General features: G+C 66.1%; 15 protein-coding genes and 2 tRNA genes. 8 read left to right on the top strand and 9 right to left on the bottom strand.

Features of this window, described 5'->3' with window-relative positions; all coding sequences use genetic code 11:
- Nucleotides 1–172 precede the first annotated feature (172 nt).
- Together HF886_RS19250 and HF886_RS19255 are read left to right on the top strand one after the other, a co-directional pair.
- Nucleotides 173–1312, top strand: a complete 1140-nt coding sequence (locus HF886_RS19250) for an Ig-like domain-containing protein (protein WP_240955235.1) — start codon at nucleotides 173–175, stop codon at nucleotides 1310–1312.
- Complete coding sequence (locus HF886_RS19255; protein WP_346765416.1) at nucleotides 1276–2493, top strand: lipase family protein; 1218 nt, start codon at nucleotides 1276–1278, stop codon at nucleotides 2491–2493. The genes HF886_RS19250 and HF886_RS19255 overlap by 37 nt, the downstream gene beginning before the upstream one ends.
- 92 nt (nucleotides 2494–2585) lie before the next feature.
- On the opposite strand, the gene HF886_RS19260 is transcribed toward HF886_RS19255, so the two are convergent.
- Both HF886_RS19260 and orn read right to left on the bottom strand, forming a co-directional pair.
- Nucleotides 2586–2658 (bottom strand) — tRNA-His (locus tag HF886_RS19260).
- Nucleotides 2659–2742: 84 nt separating this feature from the next.
- Nucleotides 2743–3342: an oligoribonuclease gene (orn, locus tag HF886_RS19265; protein WP_169653200.1), complete on the bottom strand. Its 600-nt coding sequence runs from the start codon at nucleotides 3340–3342 to the stop codon at nucleotides 2743–2745.
- A gap of 85 nt (nucleotides 3343–3427) precedes the next feature.
- Between orn and HF886_RS19270 the strand changes: the two genes are divergently transcribed.
- Nucleotides 3428–5035, top strand: coding sequence for a helicase HerA-like domain-containing protein (locus tag HF886_RS19270; protein WP_169653201.1), 1608 nt, complete (start codon nucleotides 3428–3430; stop codon nucleotides 5033–5035).
- Here HF886_RS19270 and cmrA read toward each other — a convergent pair.
- Nucleotides 5032–5838 carry a mycolate reductase gene (cmrA, locus tag HF886_RS19275; protein ID WP_169653202.1) on the bottom strand — a complete coding sequence of 269 codons (807 nt, stop codon included), beginning with the start codon at nucleotides 5836–5838 and terminating at the stop codon, nucleotides 5032–5034. The two genes, HF886_RS19270 and cmrA, sit on opposite strands and share 4 nt — an antisense overlap.
- Nucleotides 5839–5949: 111 nt before the next feature.
- Between cmrA and HF886_RS19280 the strand changes: the two genes are divergently transcribed.
- Nucleotides 5950–7281, top strand: a complete 1332-nt coding sequence (locus HF886_RS19280; RefSeq protein WP_169653203.1) for an MFS transporter — start codon at nucleotides 5950–5952, stop codon at nucleotides 7279–7281.
- A 24-nt stretch (nucleotides 7282–7305) separates the two neighbouring features.
- Here HF886_RS19280 and HF886_RS19285 read toward each other — a convergent pair whose 3' ends face one another.
- Nucleotides 7306–7989 (bottom strand): TetR/AcrR family transcriptional regulator, encoded by a 684-nt coding sequence (locus HF886_RS19285; RefSeq protein WP_346765417.1) that lies wholly within the window; start codon nucleotides 7987–7989, stop codon nucleotides 7306–7308.
- 135 nt (nucleotides 7990–8124) lie between these two features.
- On the opposite strand from HF886_RS19285, the gene HF886_RS19290 reads away from it, so the two are divergent.
- Complete coding sequence (locus HF886_RS19290; RefSeq protein WP_169653205.1) at nucleotides 8125–9351, top strand: oxygenase MpaB family protein; 1227 nt, start codon at nucleotides 8125–8127, stop codon at nucleotides 9349–9351.
- A gap of 21 nt (nucleotides 9352–9372) precedes the next feature.
- On the opposite strand, the gene HF886_RS19295 is transcribed toward HF886_RS19290, so the two are convergent.
- Nucleotides 9373–10218, bottom strand: coding sequence for an alpha/beta hydrolase (locus HF886_RS19295; RefSeq protein ID WP_169653206.1), 846 nt, complete (start codon nucleotides 10216–10218; stop codon nucleotides 9373–9375).
- A 24-nt stretch (nucleotides 10219–10242) separates the two neighbouring features.
- Nucleotides 10243–10884, bottom strand: a complete 642-nt coding sequence (locus HF886_RS19300) for a TetR family transcriptional regulator (RefSeq protein WP_169620447.1) — start codon at nucleotides 10882–10884, stop codon at nucleotides 10243–10245.
- A 152-nt stretch (nucleotides 10885–11036) separates the two neighbouring features.
- Here HF886_RS19300 and HF886_RS19305 point away from each other — a divergent pair, with 152 nt between their 5' ends.
- Genes HF886_RS19305 through HF886_RS19315 form a run of 3 tightly spaced genes read left to right on the top strand, consistent with a single transcriptional unit; the run spans nucleotide 11037 to nucleotide 13668 of the window.
- Nucleotides 11037–12158, top strand: a complete 1122-nt coding sequence (locus HF886_RS19305; RefSeq protein WP_169653207.1) for a ferredoxin reductase — start codon at nucleotides 11037–11039, stop codon at nucleotides 12156–12158.
- A 44-nt stretch (nucleotides 12159–12202) separates the two neighbouring features.
- On the top strand, nucleotides 12203–13423 hold the full coding sequence (locus HF886_RS19310) for an acyl-CoA desaturase (protein WP_169620449.1): 1221 nt from the start codon (nucleotides 12203–12205) through the stop codon (nucleotides 13421–13423).
- 11 nt (nucleotides 13424–13434) lie between these two features.
- Nucleotides 13435–13668 (top strand): hypothetical protein, encoded by a 234-nt coding sequence (locus tag HF886_RS19315; protein WP_169620450.1) that lies wholly within the window; start codon nucleotides 13435–13437, stop codon nucleotides 13666–13668.
- A 105-nt stretch (nucleotides 13669–13773) separates the two neighbouring features.
- Here HF886_RS19315 and gdhA read toward each other — a convergent pair whose 3' ends face one another.
- From gdhA to HF886_RS19330, 3 genes are all read right to left on the bottom strand, one after another.
- Nucleotides 13774–15117 (bottom strand): NADP-specific glutamate dehydrogenase, encoded by a 1344-nt coding sequence (gene gdhA / locus HF886_RS19320; RefSeq protein WP_169620451.1) that lies wholly within the window; start codon nucleotides 15115–15117, stop codon nucleotides 13774–13776.
- Between the two features lie 360 nt (nucleotides 15118–15477).
- Nucleotides 15478–16449 carry a choloylglycine hydrolase gene (gene bsh / locus HF886_RS19325; RefSeq protein WP_169653208.1) on the bottom strand — a complete coding sequence of 324 codons (972 nt, stop codon included), beginning with the start codon at nucleotides 16447–16449 and terminating at the stop codon, nucleotides 15478–15480.
- A 228-nt stretch (nucleotides 16450–16677) separates the two neighbouring features.
- Nucleotides 16678–16754: transfer RNA gene (locus tag HF886_RS19330), tRNA-Arg, on the bottom strand.
- Between the last annotated feature and the right edge of the window lie 3 nt (nucleotides 16755–16757).

A 16757-nucleotide genomic window follows, 5' to 3' on the forward strand; every position in this document is an offset into this window, starting at 1 on the left:
GGTCGTCGAGACGGACGACCGACTGGCATCATCTGAACAGGACGTATGACGTGCAATTTCGGTGCCTTGTGGGGAGGGGCGGAATCGGAGAATGGCAGTGAAGGCTGGAAGTGTGACGCATCCTCGGCGGCGAAGTGCCGGGGCGGTGCTCGGGATGTTGCTCGTCGGGCTCATGGCGTTCGTCACCGCATGCTCGGGCGGATCGGGTTCCGGCGCGGACGAGGTGCCGATCGATTCCAATCCTCTTGCGGCACTGATCAAGCCCACTGTCTCGTCCAGCGTCACCGACGGGGACATCGGGTTCTCCCCGATCGACCCCGTGACGGTGTCGGTGATCAACGGAAAACTCGACTCCGTGACGCTGCTCACTCCCGCGGGGGAACCCGTCGCGGGTGAACTCGCCCCGGACGGCCTGTCGTGGGTCAACACCGAACCGCTCGGGTACAACCGGGAGTACACCCTCGAAACCGTCGCCTACGGTCTGGGCGGGTCGGCAACGACCGTCGCGTCCTTCACCACGTCGGCGCCGGGCAATCTGACCCAGCCGTATGTGATGCCCGGCGACGGGGCGGTCGTCGGTATCGGGCAGCCCGTGGCCGTCCAGTTCGACGAGAACATTCCGGACCGGCGCGCGGCCGAGGAAGCGATCACCGTGGTGACCGACCCTCCGGTCGAGGGCGCCTTCTACTGGCTCAGCAACCGGGAGGTGCGCTGGCGTCCCGAGCAGTACTGGACACCCGGCACGACCGTCACGGTGGACGTGGACGTCTACGGCAAGGATCTCGGCGACGGCTTGTTCGGCCAGGACGACGTCCACTCCTCGTTCACGATCGGTGACGCGGTGGTCATCACCGCCGACGACAACACCAAGCAGGTCACCGTCAACCGCAACGGCGCCGACGTGATGACGATGCCCACGTCTTTCGGCAAGGACGACGCCCCCACCCCGAACGGGGTGTACGTCATCGGCGACCGCTTCGAGCACCTGATCATGGATTCCTCGACCTACGGGGTTCCGACGGATGCGCCCGAGGGCTACCGCACGCCGGTGGACTGGGCGACCCGCATGTCGTACAGCGGCATCTTCTTCCACTCGGCGCCGTGGTCGCTCGGTGACCAGGGCGTGCGCAACGTGAGCCACGGCTGTCTCAATCTGAGTCCTGCGAATGCCAAGTGGATCTTCGACAACACCAAGCGCGGCGACATCGTCATAGTCCGGAACACCGTCGGCGGAACCCTGGAGGGCACCGAGGGCCTCGGCGACTGGAACATCCCGTGGTCGACGTGGAAGGCCGGCAACGCCGATACCTGACCCGTCGTCCCGATCTCGAGGAGGCGTCCATGATGCGAGTCCGGGATCGGGAATCGTGGTGGATCCCCTCTGTGATCGCGACGGTGCTGGTGGCCTCCGTGACGGCGCCGCCGGCGGGTGCCGAGCCGGCGGGTTCTCCGCCGCCGGGAGAGATTGTGTCGGTGCAGCCACTCCCGCCCGAGTTGTCCCTCCCGGGTGCGCCGATCGCGGAAAAGCTCGAATACCGCACCGAGTGGCGCTCCGGAGAGGCCACGATCGCCACCGGCGCGCTGTTCCTGCCCGAGAGAACAGCGCCGGAGGGCGGATTCCCTGTGGTCGCCTGGGCGCACGGCACCGTCGGTATAGCCGACGACTGCGCATTCACCACCGAGACGCCTCGGCCGGCACGCGAGAAGTCGTACCTCCGGCACTGGCTCGACCAGGGATACGCCGTGGTGGCCGCCGACTATCCGGGGCTGGGCTCGGAAGGCCTGCACCGCTACCTCGACGGGCCGAGCGCCGCGAACAGCATCGTGGACAGCGTCCGCGCCGCACGTGCCACCGGCGCCCCGCTCTCCGAGCGGTGGGTGGTGGTCGGTCATTCGCAGGGTGGCCACGCCGCAGTCCACACCGCGCACATCGCGACGCGGCGTGCCCCCGAACTGGACTTCCGGGGCACGGTCGCGACCGGAGTGCCCGCCAACCTCGAGAACCTGTTCATCCTGGGCGTGCCGGGCTTCCCGGATCCCGGCCTCTCGGGACTGACGGCATTCAGCGGCTATCTGTTCGCCGGCCTCCGCGACGCCTATCCGCAGGTCGACGTGGACGGCTACCTCACCCCGGCCGGCCGCGAGGTGCTGGACCGAGCGGAAGTTCTCTGCATCAGCGAGCTCAACGCGTCCGTGCGGGATACCGGAATCGGCGACTTGCCCGCACGTCCGCTGTCGCAGGGCGACCTCCCCGCCGCTCTGGCCGAGTACCTCGCCGTCCCCACCACCGGCTACGACCGTCCCCTGTTCTTCGGTCACGGTGTGGACGACAGGGTGGTGCCGTTGCCGTTGTCTGCAAAGCTCGCCGCCGACATGTCCGCCGGGGGTGCCGACGTCGACTACCGCGTATACGACGCCGATCACCTCACGGTCATCGAGCTCTCGGCACTCGACTCCACGCCGTTCGTCGCGCGCGTACTCGCAGATCGATAACGACCGGAAACGAAGGTTGCGTCCTGCGGCCGGGACATCACGGCAACGGAAAAGGCCCCCGACCGGGATCGCCGGTCGGGGGCCTTCTATCGGGTGAGTGACGGGACTCGAACCCGCGACAGCCAGGATCACAACCTGGTGCTCTACCAACTGAACTACACTCACCATCGCATTCGCATGTGGCCGGGGCCGCTTGCGCCTGCGGTAGAGATACTAGCGTGACTTTGCCGGAAATAACGAATCGGCAGGTCAGGCCGGTCCGAGGTCCTCCACGACCGCGGCGATGTCCTCGGGGGACGGTCCGGGTGCGGCAACGAAGGCGGTACGCCGGTAGTAGCGGAGTTCGCGGATCGACTCCTTGATGTCGGCCAGTGCCCGGTGCGACAACCCCTTCTCCGGCTGCCCGAAGTAGATACGCGGGTACCAGCGGCGGCACAACTCCTTGATCGAACTCACGTCCACCATCCGGTAATGGAGGTAGCTGTCGAGTTCGGGCATGTCGCGGGTGATGAACCCACGATCGGTGCCGATCGAGTTACCGGCGAGCGGCGCCGTGCCTGCTTCCCCGACGTGTTCGCGGATGTAGTCGAGCACCAGCTTCTCGGCTTCCGCGAGCCCGACCGTCGAGCGGCGCACTTCCTCGGTGAGCCCCGAGCGGGCGTGCATCTGCTGCACGACCTCCGGCATCGCCGCGAGTGCTTCGTCGTCGGCATGGATGACGATGTCCACGCCTTCGCCGAGCACATTGAGTTCGCTATCGGTCACCAGTGCCGCGATCTCGATCAGCTTGTCGCTGTCGAGCCGCAGTCCGGTCATCTCACAATCGATCCATACGAGTTTGTCCTGCACGAGATACAGCGTAGTCAGGCGTCGGACAAGTTAAGGTCGGCAGTGGCATTGCAGTGGTCACACGCGCGCCGTAAGGAGCATCCGTATGCCGGACGACACCGAGCTCCCCGACCACCACGACGACGAGTCCACGCCGGCGGGCGCGGCCGCACGGATCGCCGCCGGGTACGCGGCGACAGGTCCCGCGCTCGAACTCGGCGCCGTCGTACTCGACGGCGTGGCCGATCCGTCGGCGAAGGTGCGCATCCCTCTGGCCACGATGAACCGGCACGGGCTCGTGGCGGGCGCCACCGGAACGGGCAAGACCGCAACACTGCAGTTGATCGCCGAGCAGCTGTCGTCCGCCGGAGTGCCCGTGGTGATGGCCGATGTCAAAGGCGATCTGTCCGGTCTCACCGGAGAAGGCGTGATCGAGGAGAAGATCGTCGCGCGCGCGATCGACACCGGCGACGAGTCGTGGGAGCCGCGTGGATATCCGGTGCAGTTCTATTCGCTCGGCACCGAGGGGGCGGGCATCCCGGTCCGTGCGACCGTCACGTCGTTCGGACCGATCCTGCTGAGCAAGGTGCTCGAACTCAACGCGACCCAGGAGTCCACACTCGGCCTGATCTTCCACTGGGCCGACCAGCGGGGGCTGGCGTTGCTGGACCTGAAGGACTTGAGCGAGGTCATCAGGCACTTGACGAGCGACGAGGGAAAGGCCGATCTCAAGAGCATCGGCGGGGTGTCCGGAGCCACAGCCGGGGTGATCCTGCGCGCGCTCGTCAATCTCGAACACGCCGGGGGCGACACCTTCTTCGGCGAGCCGGAATTCGAGACCGAGGATCTGCTCCGGTTCGTCGACGGCCAGGGCGTCATCAGCCTGTTCGAACTCGGCGATCGAGCGACACAGCCGGCGTTGTTCTCCACATTTCTGATGTGGCTGCTCGCGGACCTGTTCCAGGCTCTGCCGGAGGTCGGGGACCTCGAGAAGCCGAAGTTGGTGTTCGTGTTCGACGAGGCGCATCTGCTGTTCACCGACGCGTCCAAGGCGTTCCTGCGTCAGGTCGAGCAGACCGTCAAGCTGATCCGCTCGAAGGGCGTGGGGATCATCTTCTGCACCCAGTTGCCCTCGGATGTGCCCCGGCCGGTGTTGTCTCAGCTCGGGGCTCGTATCCAACACGCAGTGCGTGCGTTCACCCCGGAGGATCGCGATGCGCTGGACAAGATCGTTCGCACCTATCCGGCGACGGACGCGTACGACCTCGGCGAGGCACTGACCGCGCTCGGAACCGGGGAAGCGGTTGTGACGGTGCTGTCGGAGACCGGCGCGCCCACACCTGTGGCATGGACGCTGATCCGGCCGCCTCGCTCCCGGATGGGGTCGGTGGGGGAGAACGCGATCCTTGCGGCCGCCCAGTCCAGCCCGCTCTACGGGAAGTACGGCCGCACCGTCGACCGTGAATCGGCGTACGAGAAGCTGTCCGCGTCGGTGGCCGGCGCCCCGGATGTCGATCCGGAGTTCGAGGCCTCGCCGCTGCCCGCGGGTGCCGACGAGGTCCTGCCGGAGTCTGCACGCGACGACGAGCCGTCGACGATCGAACAGGCACTCGGGAGTCCGGCGGTCAAGAGCTTCCTGCGGTCGGCGGCGTCCGCGGCGGGCCGGGAGATCGGCCGCAGCATTTTCGGAACCGGACGCCGCCGCAGGCGTTAGTCCGACCCGAGTTTGCGGTAGAAGGCACCGGCGATCGGTGCGGAGACCGACCGGGGGGCGAACTGTCCCGCCGCCGACATCGCCTTGCTGATCACACCGGGCACGATGCGCATCCGGTTGGCAGCGAGGGCGTCGAGCGACACCTTGGCGGTGTGGGCGCTCGAGATCCACAGGAAGTCGGGCACGAGTTTGTCGACGATCGACGCCTCGGCAGGGTCGGGTTCCTCGGTGCGCACCGGTCCGGGAGCGAGAAGCGTGATGTGGACGCCGGTGCCTTTGAGCTCGCCGCGCAGCGACTCGGAGAACGTGTTGACGAAGGCCTTGGTCGCGGCGTAGGTCGCGTTGTGGGGGATGGGCATGTTGCCGGCAGCAGACCCGACCATGAGGATTGCACCGGACCTGCGCTCGACCATCTGCGGCAGCACCGCGAGGGTGAGATCGTGCACCGCGACGGCGTTGAGTTCGACCTGCGCGCGTTCGTACGCCGGGTCGAGTTCGGCCACCGCACCGAAGGTGGCGATTCCCGCGTTGTTGCAGAGAATGCTGATGCGGCGTCCGGCGAGTTCGCCGACGAGGACTGCGCGCGCGTCGCGGTCGGACAGGTCGCAGGCACGTACCTCCACGGCGACGCCGTGCTCGGTGCGCAACGTCTCGGCGAGGGATTCCATGACCTCGCCTCGTCGTGCGACGAGAATCAGGGAGTGCCCACGTGCGGCGAGTTCGGTGGCGAGGGCTTCGCCGATACCGGAAGAAGCTCCGGTGACGACGGCGCGGGCATCGGGATGGGGATTCGGCAGAGTCACGGTGGGTCAGCCTAGCGGGATCGGGGCGGGACGGGTCCGCGGTGTCGGCCGGGTGCGACTCGCGACGCCGGTGCGGGGACGATCGGTCCCGAGCGGCTTAGGCTGCGCACCATGAGCGCACACACGCACGCTCCGGCCGGGGCCGGGGGTGCCGCGACGGGCAGACAGGTCTTCGCGTGGGGTCTGTGGGACTGGGGATCGTCCGCGTTCCACGCGGTGATCCTCACTTTCGTCTTCTCGGTCTATCTCACCGATGCGGTGGGAGACGACCTGCCCGGCACCGTCTCTGCGACCTCGTGGCTCGGGTGGGCACTGGGTATCTCGGGTGCGATCATCGCCGTCACGGCACCGATCTTCGGACAGAGGTTCGACGCGGCGGGACGCCGGAAACGTTCGCTCGCGATATTGACTGCGCTGACGGTCGCGGCGATGGCAGGCATGTATTTCGTGCGCGACGACTACCGCTATCTCTGGCTCGGTCTGGTGCTGCTCGGTGCCGCATCCGTGGCCGCCGAGCTTGCGCAGGTCCCGTACAACGCGATGCTGCGGCAGGTCTCCACCGAGGACAATCTCGGACGAGTTTCCGGATTCGGTTGGGCCATGGGCTATTTCGGCGGGATCGTGCTGCTGCTGGTGTGCTATGCCGGTTTCATCTCGGGCGACGGAGACGTGCGCGGTCTGTTCGGGATCTCCACCGACGGCGGTGCCAACATCCGCCTCGTGGCGTTGCTGGCAGCGGTGTGGTTCGCAGTCTTCGCGCTGCCTGTGCTGTGGTCGATACCGGAAAAACCGGTCGAGCGGGGCGACGAGACACGTCGGGTCGGCATCGTCGAGTCCTATCGCGTGCTCTGGCGCGATCTGCGTGAGCTGTGGCGGGTCGACCGCCGCACCATCTGGTATCTCGGCGCATCTGCGCTGTTCCGGGACGGTTTGGCGGGTGTGTTCACCTTCGGTGCGGTGCTGGCCGTCAACGTGTACGGGATCAGCGCGGCGGATGTGTTGCTCTTCGGCGTCGCGGCCAACGTCGTCTCGGCCCTCGGTGCCCTCGCCGCCGGGCGCATCGACGACCGGTTGGGCCCCAAAACCGTCATCGTGGGCTCGCTGATCGCGATGATCGCGGCGGGAACGGTGCTGCTGGTGGTCTCCGGTCCGACGATGTTCTGGATCTTCGGACTGGTGCTGTGCCTGTTCGTCGGCCCCGCCCAGTCGTCGGCCCGCACGTTCCTCGTCAGGCTCACGCCGCCCGGGCGGGAAGGGCAGATGTTCGGCCTCTACGCGACGACCGGTCGTGCGGTGTCGTTCCTCGCGCCGACGCTGTTCGGATTCTTCGCATGGTGGTTCGCCACCGACCGCGCCGGCATCGTCGGTCTCCTGCTCGTGCTCGCGATCGGTCTCGCGGCGCTTCTCGCAGTTCGCGCGCCCGACGCGCACGCCCGTCCGTGAGCTCGTGTACGCCGATCGGCGGATCTACACGGTAGGGCCGGACGAGTCGGCCGGATCCAGCATCGGCACGAGAAACCGGCGTGCGATTCGCGCCAGCTGGGCATCGTCGTCGAGATCGACCAGACGGCTGGGATAGGTGAGGAAGGATGCGGAGATCCGCACCATCATCTCGGCGACCAGATCCGTATCCAGCGCGCGAGAAATGTTGCCGGCCTGTTGTTCACGGCGAAGCTGGCCCGCGACGAAAGCCCGTACGGTTGCCAGCATTTCTTCCCCGTTGCCCACCACGGAACCGGCGAGCAACGTGGGTTCCGTCTCGAGGAGACCGCCGATGAGCGGGTTGGTGCGGACGGCGTGGAGTGAACTGACGAAGCCGGCGACGACGCGATCGGCGGCGGTGTCGGCACGTGCGATGTCGTCGAGGAACCGCGTGAAATAGCGGCGGATCTCACGAAGGACCACTTGATCGACCAGAGCGTCCTTCGACTCGAACTTCCGGTACACCGTGATCCGCGACAATTGTGCGCGCCGCGCGATGTCTTCCATCGAGGAGCGCTGGATGCCGAGGCGGCAGAACTGCTCGTATGCGGCGTCGAGGAGTCGCGTGCGGGTGCGGTCCTCGTCGCCGGGCTGTTCGACGGCGTCGTGATATGCGCGATCGAGCAGCGACTCCACGTTTGTGCTGCGGACGAGCGGGGCTTGTTCCACGGTGTCCTCCTGGGATCCCGAGTCTACTGCGGCGCCTGTCGGAAAACCCCCGCCCGGGAAGGGCGATTGTGGTCTGATGTTACAGAGACACAAAATATGTCTCATTGCATCATCTGCCGGCCGGGGAAGGTACCGATGGAGAATCTGAGTAGACGCAGAATGCTCGAACTGAGCGGCGCACTCGGCGCACTGGGAGCGTTCTCGCTTGCCGCTCCTGCCCACGCGCAGCCGTGGAGATGGTCGCCCGCCGGGTCGATTCCCGGCGCGGGGAGCGGTGCCGATCCGAGGACGGTATGGGACACGGAGGCCGATCCGCTGGTGGCCTCGCTGCTGGACCGCGGGGATGTGCCGAGAGTCAACGAACTCCTCCGGACCTGGACCAAGAACGGCCAGCCGCTCCCCGACGGCCTGCCGGGGGACCTGAAAGAGTTCATGGAGGAGGCGCGGCAGTTGCCGGCCTGGGCGGATCCGGGCAAGCTCGAGACAGCCGTGCGTTTCAACGAGAAGCGCGGGTTGTATCTCGGCGTCCTCTACGGCTTCGCCAGCGGCATGATGAGCACGGTCATACCCAAGGAAGCGCTCGCTGTCTACTACTCCCAGGGCGGCGCGAACATGAAGCGCCGCATCTCGAAAACGGCAAAGCTGGGATACGACATCGGAACTCGCAACGCCTACCTACCCGACGGCGAAATGGCAGTGACCGCCGTGAAGACCAGGCTGGTTCATGCTGCGGTTCGTCATCTCCTGCCGCAGTCTCCGCACTGGGAGCACGCCGCTCCCGAGAACATCCCGATCAGCCAGCACGACATGATGGTGACCTGGCACAGCCTGCCCACCACGGTCATGCGCACCTTGAAGGCATGGAAGGTGCCCATTGCGGCTGCCGAAGCCGACGGTTTCCTGCACTCGTGGCAGATCAGTGCCCACATGCTCGGCATCGAGGACCAGTACATACCCGCCGCGTGGGACCAGGCCGAATCCCAGGCCGTGGAGGTGCTGGATCCGATCCTCGCTCCCACGCCGGAGGGCATCAAGCTCGCCGACATCCTGCTCGATCTCGGTGCGGGACTCGACTTCACGCTGCTGACCCGGCCGATCCTGGGTGCCCTGACTCGTTTCATGCTCGGAAACGAGATCGCCGACTGGTTGAACATTCCCCGGGAGCCGGTGTGGGGCACCCTCCTCGACGTCGCGTGGGGACCGTTCGTCGCGGTCCGTGAGGGGCTGCTCCCGCTTCCGCTCGCTCCCGAGGCGTATTGGACGTTCGACGAGTTGCTCCGTCAGTTCGTGCTGCTCTACATGTCCGAGTTGCGGCCCATCAGCATCGAGATACCGGAGTTCAACAATCCGAACTACCGCTGACAGAATCTCGCCGGTGAGCGGTCAGCCGCCTGCCGCGGTTCCGGCCCGGCGCCGGATGGCGTCGGCGGCGGCGGCGGGTGCTTCTTCCGGAATCCAGTGCGAGACGTCCGGAAGTACGACGAATTCGTAATCGGCATCGACGAATTCGTGGTACCGCTCCGCCGCGGCGGAACCGATCGCCGAGTCCCCGGTGCTCCAGACGTAGGTCGTCGGCACCTGCACCGGCGGGGTCGATTCCCACTCGGGCGACATGGCGCGATACCAGTTCAGTGCCGCGGTGAGCGCGCCCGGACGGGACAGCGTCCGGACGTAGTGGTCCACCGAGTCGCGGTCGACGCTCGGATCGAACATCGCCCGCAGCCTCCGGGCATCGTCTTCGAGCAACACGGATTCGGCCTTGTCCTCCATGCGCAGCAGCTGGATGTACGACGAGCGGGCGCGCTGGTCGTCGTCCTCCCGCAGTGCCCAGCCGTACGCAGCGAGATGCGGCACCGAGAACCCGGTGAGCGTGGAGACGCGGTCCCGGTGGTGCGCGGCGGTGTGCCATGCGACCGCGGCACCCCAGTCGTGTCCGACGAGGTGAGCCTGCTCGATCTCGAAATCGTCGAGCAGCCCGATCACGTCTCCGGCCAAGGCGGAGATCTCGTAATGGACGACGCCCTCGGGTCGTGCACCGGGAGAGTAGCCGCGCTGATCGGGTGCGATCACCCGGTATCCGTCGCGTACGAGCAGGCGGGCGACGGCCGTCCAACTCCGTGCGGTCTCGGGAAAACCGTGCAGCAGCACCACCGGAGGGCCGCCGGGTGGTCCCGCAACCCGGACATCGAAGGTCAGATCGCCCAGTGTCGTTTCGGCGTTTCCGCTCATGACCTCCACGGTACGGAGGTCGGGTCAGTTGTGCGTCGGCTTCCAGGCGGCCATGCCGAGCAGGATCAGCCGCATCTGTTTTTCCGCGCGAGTGATCACTTCTGCTTCCTCGGGGCTGCCGGGCCGTGGCACCGACAGCAGTTCCAGCACGACGTCGAGCATCGCGGTGACCAGCAGGTCGGCGACCATCTCGAGGTCGTCGAACGGCCACTGTTCGAGCCCGGGTGTGCGGGCGAGGTCTGCGGCCAGTTCGCCGGCGAGCAAACGCAGTTCGGTCGTGATGGCGCGCGCGACTTCAGGTTGGCCTCCGTGGCGTTCACGCGCGAGGAAGCGGAACGCGGGCTCGTGTACCCGCACTTCACGCACCAGGATGCGGAGTGACTCGCGGGCGGTGGCGGGACCGGGGGAGCGTCGCGCGTCGCGCAGCAGGCGTCGCAGCACCCGCATCGTATCGGCGGCGAGGGTGACGCCGAGTTCCTCCATGGAGGCGAAGTGGCGGTAGAACGCGGTCGGCACGATTCCGGCGTGCCGGGCGACCTCGCGCAGGCTGACGCCGGCAAGACCCCGGTCCGAGGACAGCTCGAGCGCCGCGTCGAGAAGTGCCTGACGGGTGCGTTCTTTGCGCTGTGCTCGGGTCGTGGAGGACGGGGCGGGTGCTGCGGACACGGTTCGAGTGTAGGCAGATCGGTGGTCGGCACGGGCAGCGGGTGTAATCGGGGTCACAAACAGGTTGACACGGGGGAGCTACCGCCTGTCACACTTACTTGAGTGCACGGATGTGCACTCAGAATCCGATGTCGTTCGGAAGGCAGGCACCAATGATTGCGCGCCACCTCCCCCCTGTAGACCATGCGCGGACCTTCGCTCGAAAAGTGCTCGTCAGCGCCCTGGGGACCCTCTCGAGTCCGCATCATCCCGATCGGTACCTCGAGCTTGTCGATCCTCTGCTCGCCACTTCCGTCACCCGTGCTCGGATTACACACGTGGACCGAAATGCCTCAGGATCGGTGACGTTCACCGTCAGCCCGGCGCGGCCCGTGCGGTTCGAACCGGGAAGCCACGTTCCGCTGTCGATCACGGTCGACGGCGTGCGGCACACCCGGACCTATTCACCCGCGTACGCACCCGGTGCGGTACGCGACGGAAGCGGGCCGATCGTGTTCACGGTGGGGTTGCACCCGGACGGGATCGTCTCCCGCCACCTCTACGAACACGCGCAACCCGGACTCGTCGTCGAACTCGGTGAACCGGCGGGCGATTTCGTGCTCCCGACACCGCGATCCGAGCGACTGATCCTCATCGGCGGTGGATCGGGGATCACCCCGGTGCTGTCGATGCTCGAGGGACTCGCCGCCGAAGGGCACACCGGTGCGGTCACGTTTCTGTACTACGCCCGGACTCCGGCGCATGTCCCGCGGCGCGAGGCACTCGATGCCCTCGCGGCGCTCCCCAACGTCGAGGTCGTTCTCGTGTACACCCGGTCGGGTGACGGCGCTCTCCAGGGGCGTTTCGACGCCGCCCACCTCCAGGCTGTCGCACCGTGGTTCGCCGATACTCCGGTCTACGTGTGCGGGCCTGCGGGCCTGGTGTCCCGTGTTCGGGACGTCTACGCCCGAGACGGCGCCGAGAACCTCGTCCACGTCGAGGAATTCACACCGCCGACCTACACGGTCGATCCGGACGACGCCACCGGCACGGTGTCGTTCGCCTCGTCGGGTGTCGTCGCCGACAACACCGGCGTGACGGTTCTCGAGCACGCCGAGAACGCGGGTCTGACACCCGAGCACGGTTGCCGGATGGGAATCTGCCACTCGTGCACGGCTGTCCGGCTCTCCGGCTGCACCCGCGACGTGCGGACCGGTGAACTCGATTCGGAGCCCGGAACGCGAATCCAGATCTGCATCAACGCCCCGGTCGGCGACGTCGCCGTCGATCTCTGACGCTCGACTCCACAGCATCCAGACCGATACCACTGGAGGACACCATGTTCGGATTGTCCCTGCCCTCTATTCCCTTCCTGCCGTTCCTCTCGGGATCCTCCGCGCCCGCGGATCCCGAACCGCTGGTGCTCACCCGGGAACACATCGACGAACTGGGCCGCGAACTCGACGCGTTGCGCGAGGAGACCGTGGCGTCGCTCGGCGACGAGGACCGTGAATATATCTATCGCATCATCAAGGCGCAGCGTGGATTCGAGGTCACCGGCCGCGGCCTGATGTACCTCGGCTTCTTCCCGCCCGCGTGGGTTGCGGGGGTCGCGGCACTGAGCGTGTCGAAGATCCTCGACAACATGGAGATCGGGCACAACGTGATGCACGGCCAGTACGACTGGATGAGGGAGCCGTCGCTGAACTCGCGCACGTTCGAGTGGGACACCGTGTGCCCCTCGGACCAGTGGCGGCACTCGCACAACTACATGCACCACACGTTCACCAACATCGTCGGCAAGGACCGTGACATCGGGTACGGGATCCTGCGGATGGACCCCAACCAGAAATGGCACCCGTACTACCTCGGCAACCCCGTCTATGCGGCCGCACTGATGCTGCTGTTCGAGTGGGGAGTGATGATGCACGACGCCGAGGCGGAGAACATCGTCGCCGGTACCCGGTCGTGGCGAGACGTCCTTCCGCTCGCGCAGGGCTGGTGGCGCAAGGCGCGTCGTCAGGTCGTCAAGGACTACGTGGCGTTCCCGCTGCTCACCGGCCCGCTGTTCGTGCCGACCCTGGTCGGCAACGCGACCGCGAACGTGGTGCGCAACGTGTGGGCGTATTCGATTATCTTCTGCGGCCACTTCCCGTCGGGCGTGCAGTCGTTCAGCGAGGACGAGACGGCCGAGGAGACGCGCGGCGAGTGGTATGTGCGCCAGCTGCTCGGCAGCGCGAACATCTCCGGATCGCCACTGTTCCACATCATGTCGGGCAACCTGTCGCACCAGATCGAGCACCACTTGTTCCCCGACCTGCCGGCGCACCGATACCCGGAACTCGCGCCGCGTGTCCGGGAGCTGTGTGAACAGTACGGATTGCCGTACAACAGCCGCGGCCTCACCGCCCAGGTGGCATCCGTGTGGAAGAAGATCTTCACGTTCGCACTGCCGCCGAACTGGGTGTCGCAGACCCCGGACATCTCGGTGCTTCTCGAGCGTTCGCCCCGCGAGCAGGCCGACGACGCTGCGGGTACCCTCGCACGGGAGAACGTCTGAGGGGGAGTGCCATGGTCGGGAAGTTCGAACGCAACAAGGACACCATCCAGGAGATGACCGAATCGGCAGCGACGCGAGTCGGCGCTATCGCCGGGATCATCACCGGAGCCGTCCGAGACGTCACCCGCGAGGTCGGCGGGTGGATCACCGATGGCATCGAGATGCGTGAAGCTGCCCGCAAGGCGCGTAGCGACGAGGAGCGCGGAGCTGCCGAGGGCGGCCCGACGGTCTCCACGACGGAGTAGCGCGCCGCGCACGCTGCCGGAAATCACGCAGCACAGTAGTCGGCCACAAACGGCGGGCCCCGGAAAAATCCGGGGCCCGCCGTTCGTCGTCGGTGCGGAGAAACTTCAGATGACGCCGAGTGCGAACATGGCGTCCGCGACCTTCACGAAGCCCGCGATATTGGCGCCGTGGATGTAGTCGCCGGGCTTGCCGTACTCGGCAGCGGTCTCGATGCAGCGGCCGTGGATGTCGCGCATGATGCGGGCGAGGCGCTCGTCGGTGTAGTCGAAGTGCCACGAGTCGCGCGAGGCGTTCTGCTGCATCTCCAGCGCGGAGGTGGCGACGCCACCGGCGTTGGCGGCCTTGCCCGGGGCGAAGCCGACACCGGCGTCGCGGAACACGGCGATGCCGCCGGGAGTGGTGGGCATGTTGGCGCCCTCGGCGACGACCTTGACGCCGTTGTTGACGAGGGTCTTCGCGGATTCCTCGTCCAACTCGTTCTGTGTGGCGCAGGGGAGCGCGATGTCGCAGGGGACGTTCCAGATGTTGCCGCCGGGGTAGAAGTCGGCGTCGCCGCGCTCGTCGAGGTACTCGGAGATGCGTCCGCGCCGGACTTCCTTGATCTCCTTGAGCAGCTCGACGTCGATGCCCTTGGGATCGTGGATGTAGCCCGAGGAGTCGGAGCACGCGACCACGGTGCCGCCGAGCTGGTGGATCTTCTCGATGGCATAGATCGCGACGTTTCCGGAGCCGGAGACGACTGCGGTGCGGCCTTCGACGGAGCTGCCGGCGTGCTTCGCCATCTCGGCGACGAAGTACGCGGCGCCGTAGCCGGTGGCCTCGCGGCGCACCTGCGATCCGCCCCAGGTGATGCCCTTGCCTGTCAGCACGCCCGACTCGTACGAGTTCGTGAGGCGCTTGTACTGGCCGAACAGGTAGCCGATCTCGCGGCCGCCGACTCCGATGTCACCGGCCGGGACGTCGGTGTACTCACCGATGTGGCGATGCAGTTCGGTCATGAAGGACTGGCAGAAGCGCATGATCTCCTGCTCGGACCGGCCCTTGGGGTCGAAGTCCGAACCGCCCTTGCCGCCGCCGATGGGCAGGCCGGTGAGCGCATTCTTGAAGATCTGCTCGAATCCCAGGAACTTCACGATGCCGAGGTTCACGCTGGGATGGAAACGCAGTCCGCCCTTGTAGGGGCCGAGCACGCTGCTGTACTGCACGCGGAACCCGCGGTTGACGTGCACCTGACCGTGGTCGTCGATCCACGGCACGCGGAAGATGATCTGGCGTTCGGGCTCGCACAGGCGCTCGATGAGGCCGTATTCGAAGTAGCCGGGGTGGCGCTCGAGCACGACATGCAGGGACTCGAACACTTCGGCAGCTGCCTGGTGGAATTCAGGCTCTCCCGCGTTGCGGGCCTTGACCTGCTCGTAAATCTCTGCGATGCGGTCCGAAGTCGACACGCTACCTACCTGACTATGTGAGGATTCTGTAACACGGCCTTTACATCTGAACTATAGGACGTGCCGCCGATCCACTGTTAGCCCGGTCTGCCGGTGCGATCGGAAACACACGGCGCTGAAGGGTGTCCGGCCACAAAAGCCCAGGAAATGATGTATGTCCGTGGGGTCCGAGGATGTCCGAGCAGACCTGACGGCACGGTGCGCGCTCCCGTCCCCGAGATCGGAGCCCTGCCCTGGAACCATCCCGATTCCGGCTCCCGGAGACGCTTCACCACCGGGGTCCGGGACGCGGCCTCGAACGCTGCGAGCGCAGCAGCCCAAACACAAGATCGGCTCGACGGGTTGGTCACACGGACACGGTCAGTTCTTCATGAGAATCTGCTGCTCGGTGACCAGCGGGTACGACGCCAGTTCGGTTCCGTCCAGATCTTCCTTGTGCATGTCCACGCCGGTGATCTGACTGTTCTCGTAATGCCGGTAGTAGTAGATACCTTTGTCGGTGTTGCAGCACGACGAGTAGATGGTGATCTCGTATTTGTCGCCGAGACGAACGCATCCCCGCTGCTGTTCCACGGAACCGAGAATGTGGAAGAACTGACTGATCGCCTCGGATTCGGACCGGCCCGACATCGAGTTCACCTTCGTGAATGCGGCCTTCACGAATCGCGACATCGAGGACAGGTCGCCCGGCAACCCGACAGCACCGAGCCCTCGGCTGTACACGTCGAACGGTATTTCCTTCGAGAAATGCGGCTCGGGCGGGTCGATCGACAGACTCATGTAGTTGTTGATATTGAACAACTGGATATCGAATGTCGGATTGTTGGTGAGCACCTGCAGCGGATTGTCGTGAACTTTCAGGCCCTCGGCCACGGACTCGACCACAACGGACTCGTTGCGGTCGGAGATGATCCAGTGCAGGGGAGAGGGCGGAAAGTCCGCGCTGAAGGCGGTGTCGACGATGCGTACGTCCGTCAGTGCACTCTTCACCTGGGCGACGGTGTCGAACTGTGCCAGGACCCACGGAATGAACTCGAAGGAAGCGACATTCGTGCCCTCCTCCGAAACGGGTTTGTAGTCGGCGTTGCCGGGAAAATTCAGTCCCGCCATGCTCAAACCCTTCTCGTTCGTCCCGTCGTAGTACAGCGGATAACCGTCGGCGACGGTGGCCATGCCGATCATCGCGTAATGCGTAGCCTGCCGCGGCACCCTTCGGAACTCGAAGGGAAAGTTCCGAGGCGTGACGGTGACCGCTTCGTGGTAGGAGTATTCGAGGTCCAGGTTGCGGCCGAAGTAATGATCCTCAGCGGTGTAGTTGGCGGCTGTGCACATGCGACTACCTCCGAACTCGCGGTCCACCCCGATGCCGTGAGGGAGCGAGGTGGGCACCATGTGGATGCCTCGGTCGACGGAAGAGAGGGAACGCGTTGCCGCACGCCCGTCGGTGTCCGATGCTCAACGCTCACGGTATCCGAATGGCTGCACGCTCGTGGAAGGTTCGGATGGACGCGGTCTCGGGTCGGCACGGTCTCGAGCCGGCACGGTCGCGAAACGGCATTGTGGTGCCCCCGGCAGGAATCGAACCTGCGACCTAGAGATTAGAAGGCTCTTGCTCTATCCAACTGAGCTACGGAGGCGCG

Origin of the sequence: Rhodococcus sp. 105337 (assembly GCF_012844225.1) — a bacterium.
Classification (GTDB): Bacteria; Actinomycetota; Actinomycetes; order Mycobacteriales; family Mycobacteriaceae; genus Rhodococcus.

Excerpts from the sequence above, each read along its gene's own strand:
- HF886_RS19295 (WP_169653206.1), bottom strand. The coding sequence starts at position 10,218 with ATGAGCGGAAACGCCGAAACGACACTGGGCGATCTGACCTTCGATGTC.
- HF886_RS19305 (WP_169653207.1), top strand. The coding sequence starts at position 11,037 with ATGATTGCGCGCCACCTCCCCCCTGTAGACCATGCGCGGACCTTCGCT.
- HF886_RS19270 (WP_169653201.1), top strand. The coding sequence starts at position 3,428 with ATGCCGGACGACACCGAGCTCCCCGACCACCACGACGACGAGTCCACG.
- HF886_RS19310 (WP_169620449.1), top strand. The coding sequence starts at position 12,203 with ATGTTCGGATTGTCCCTGCCCTCTATTCCCTTCCTGCCGTTCCTCTCG.
- HF886_RS19290 (WP_169653205.1), top strand. The coding sequence starts at position 8,125 with ATGGAGAATCTGAGTAGACGCAGAATGCTCGAACTGAGCGGCGCACTC.
- HF886_RS19250 (WP_240955235.1), top strand. The coding sequence starts at position 173 with ATGGCGTTCGTCACCGCATGCTCGGGCGGATCGGGTTCCGGCGCGGAC.
- HF886_RS19280 (WP_169653203.1), top strand. The coding sequence starts at position 5,950 with ATGAGCGCACACACGCACGCTCCGGCCGGGGCCGGGGGTGCCGCGACG.
- HF886_RS19315 (WP_169620450.1), top strand. The coding sequence starts at position 13,435 with ATGGTCGGGAAGTTCGAACGCAACAAGGACACCATCCAGGAGATGACC.
- bsh (WP_169653208.1), bottom strand. The coding sequence starts at position 16,449 with ATGTGCACAGCCGCCAACTACACCGCTGAGGATCATTACTTCGGCCGC.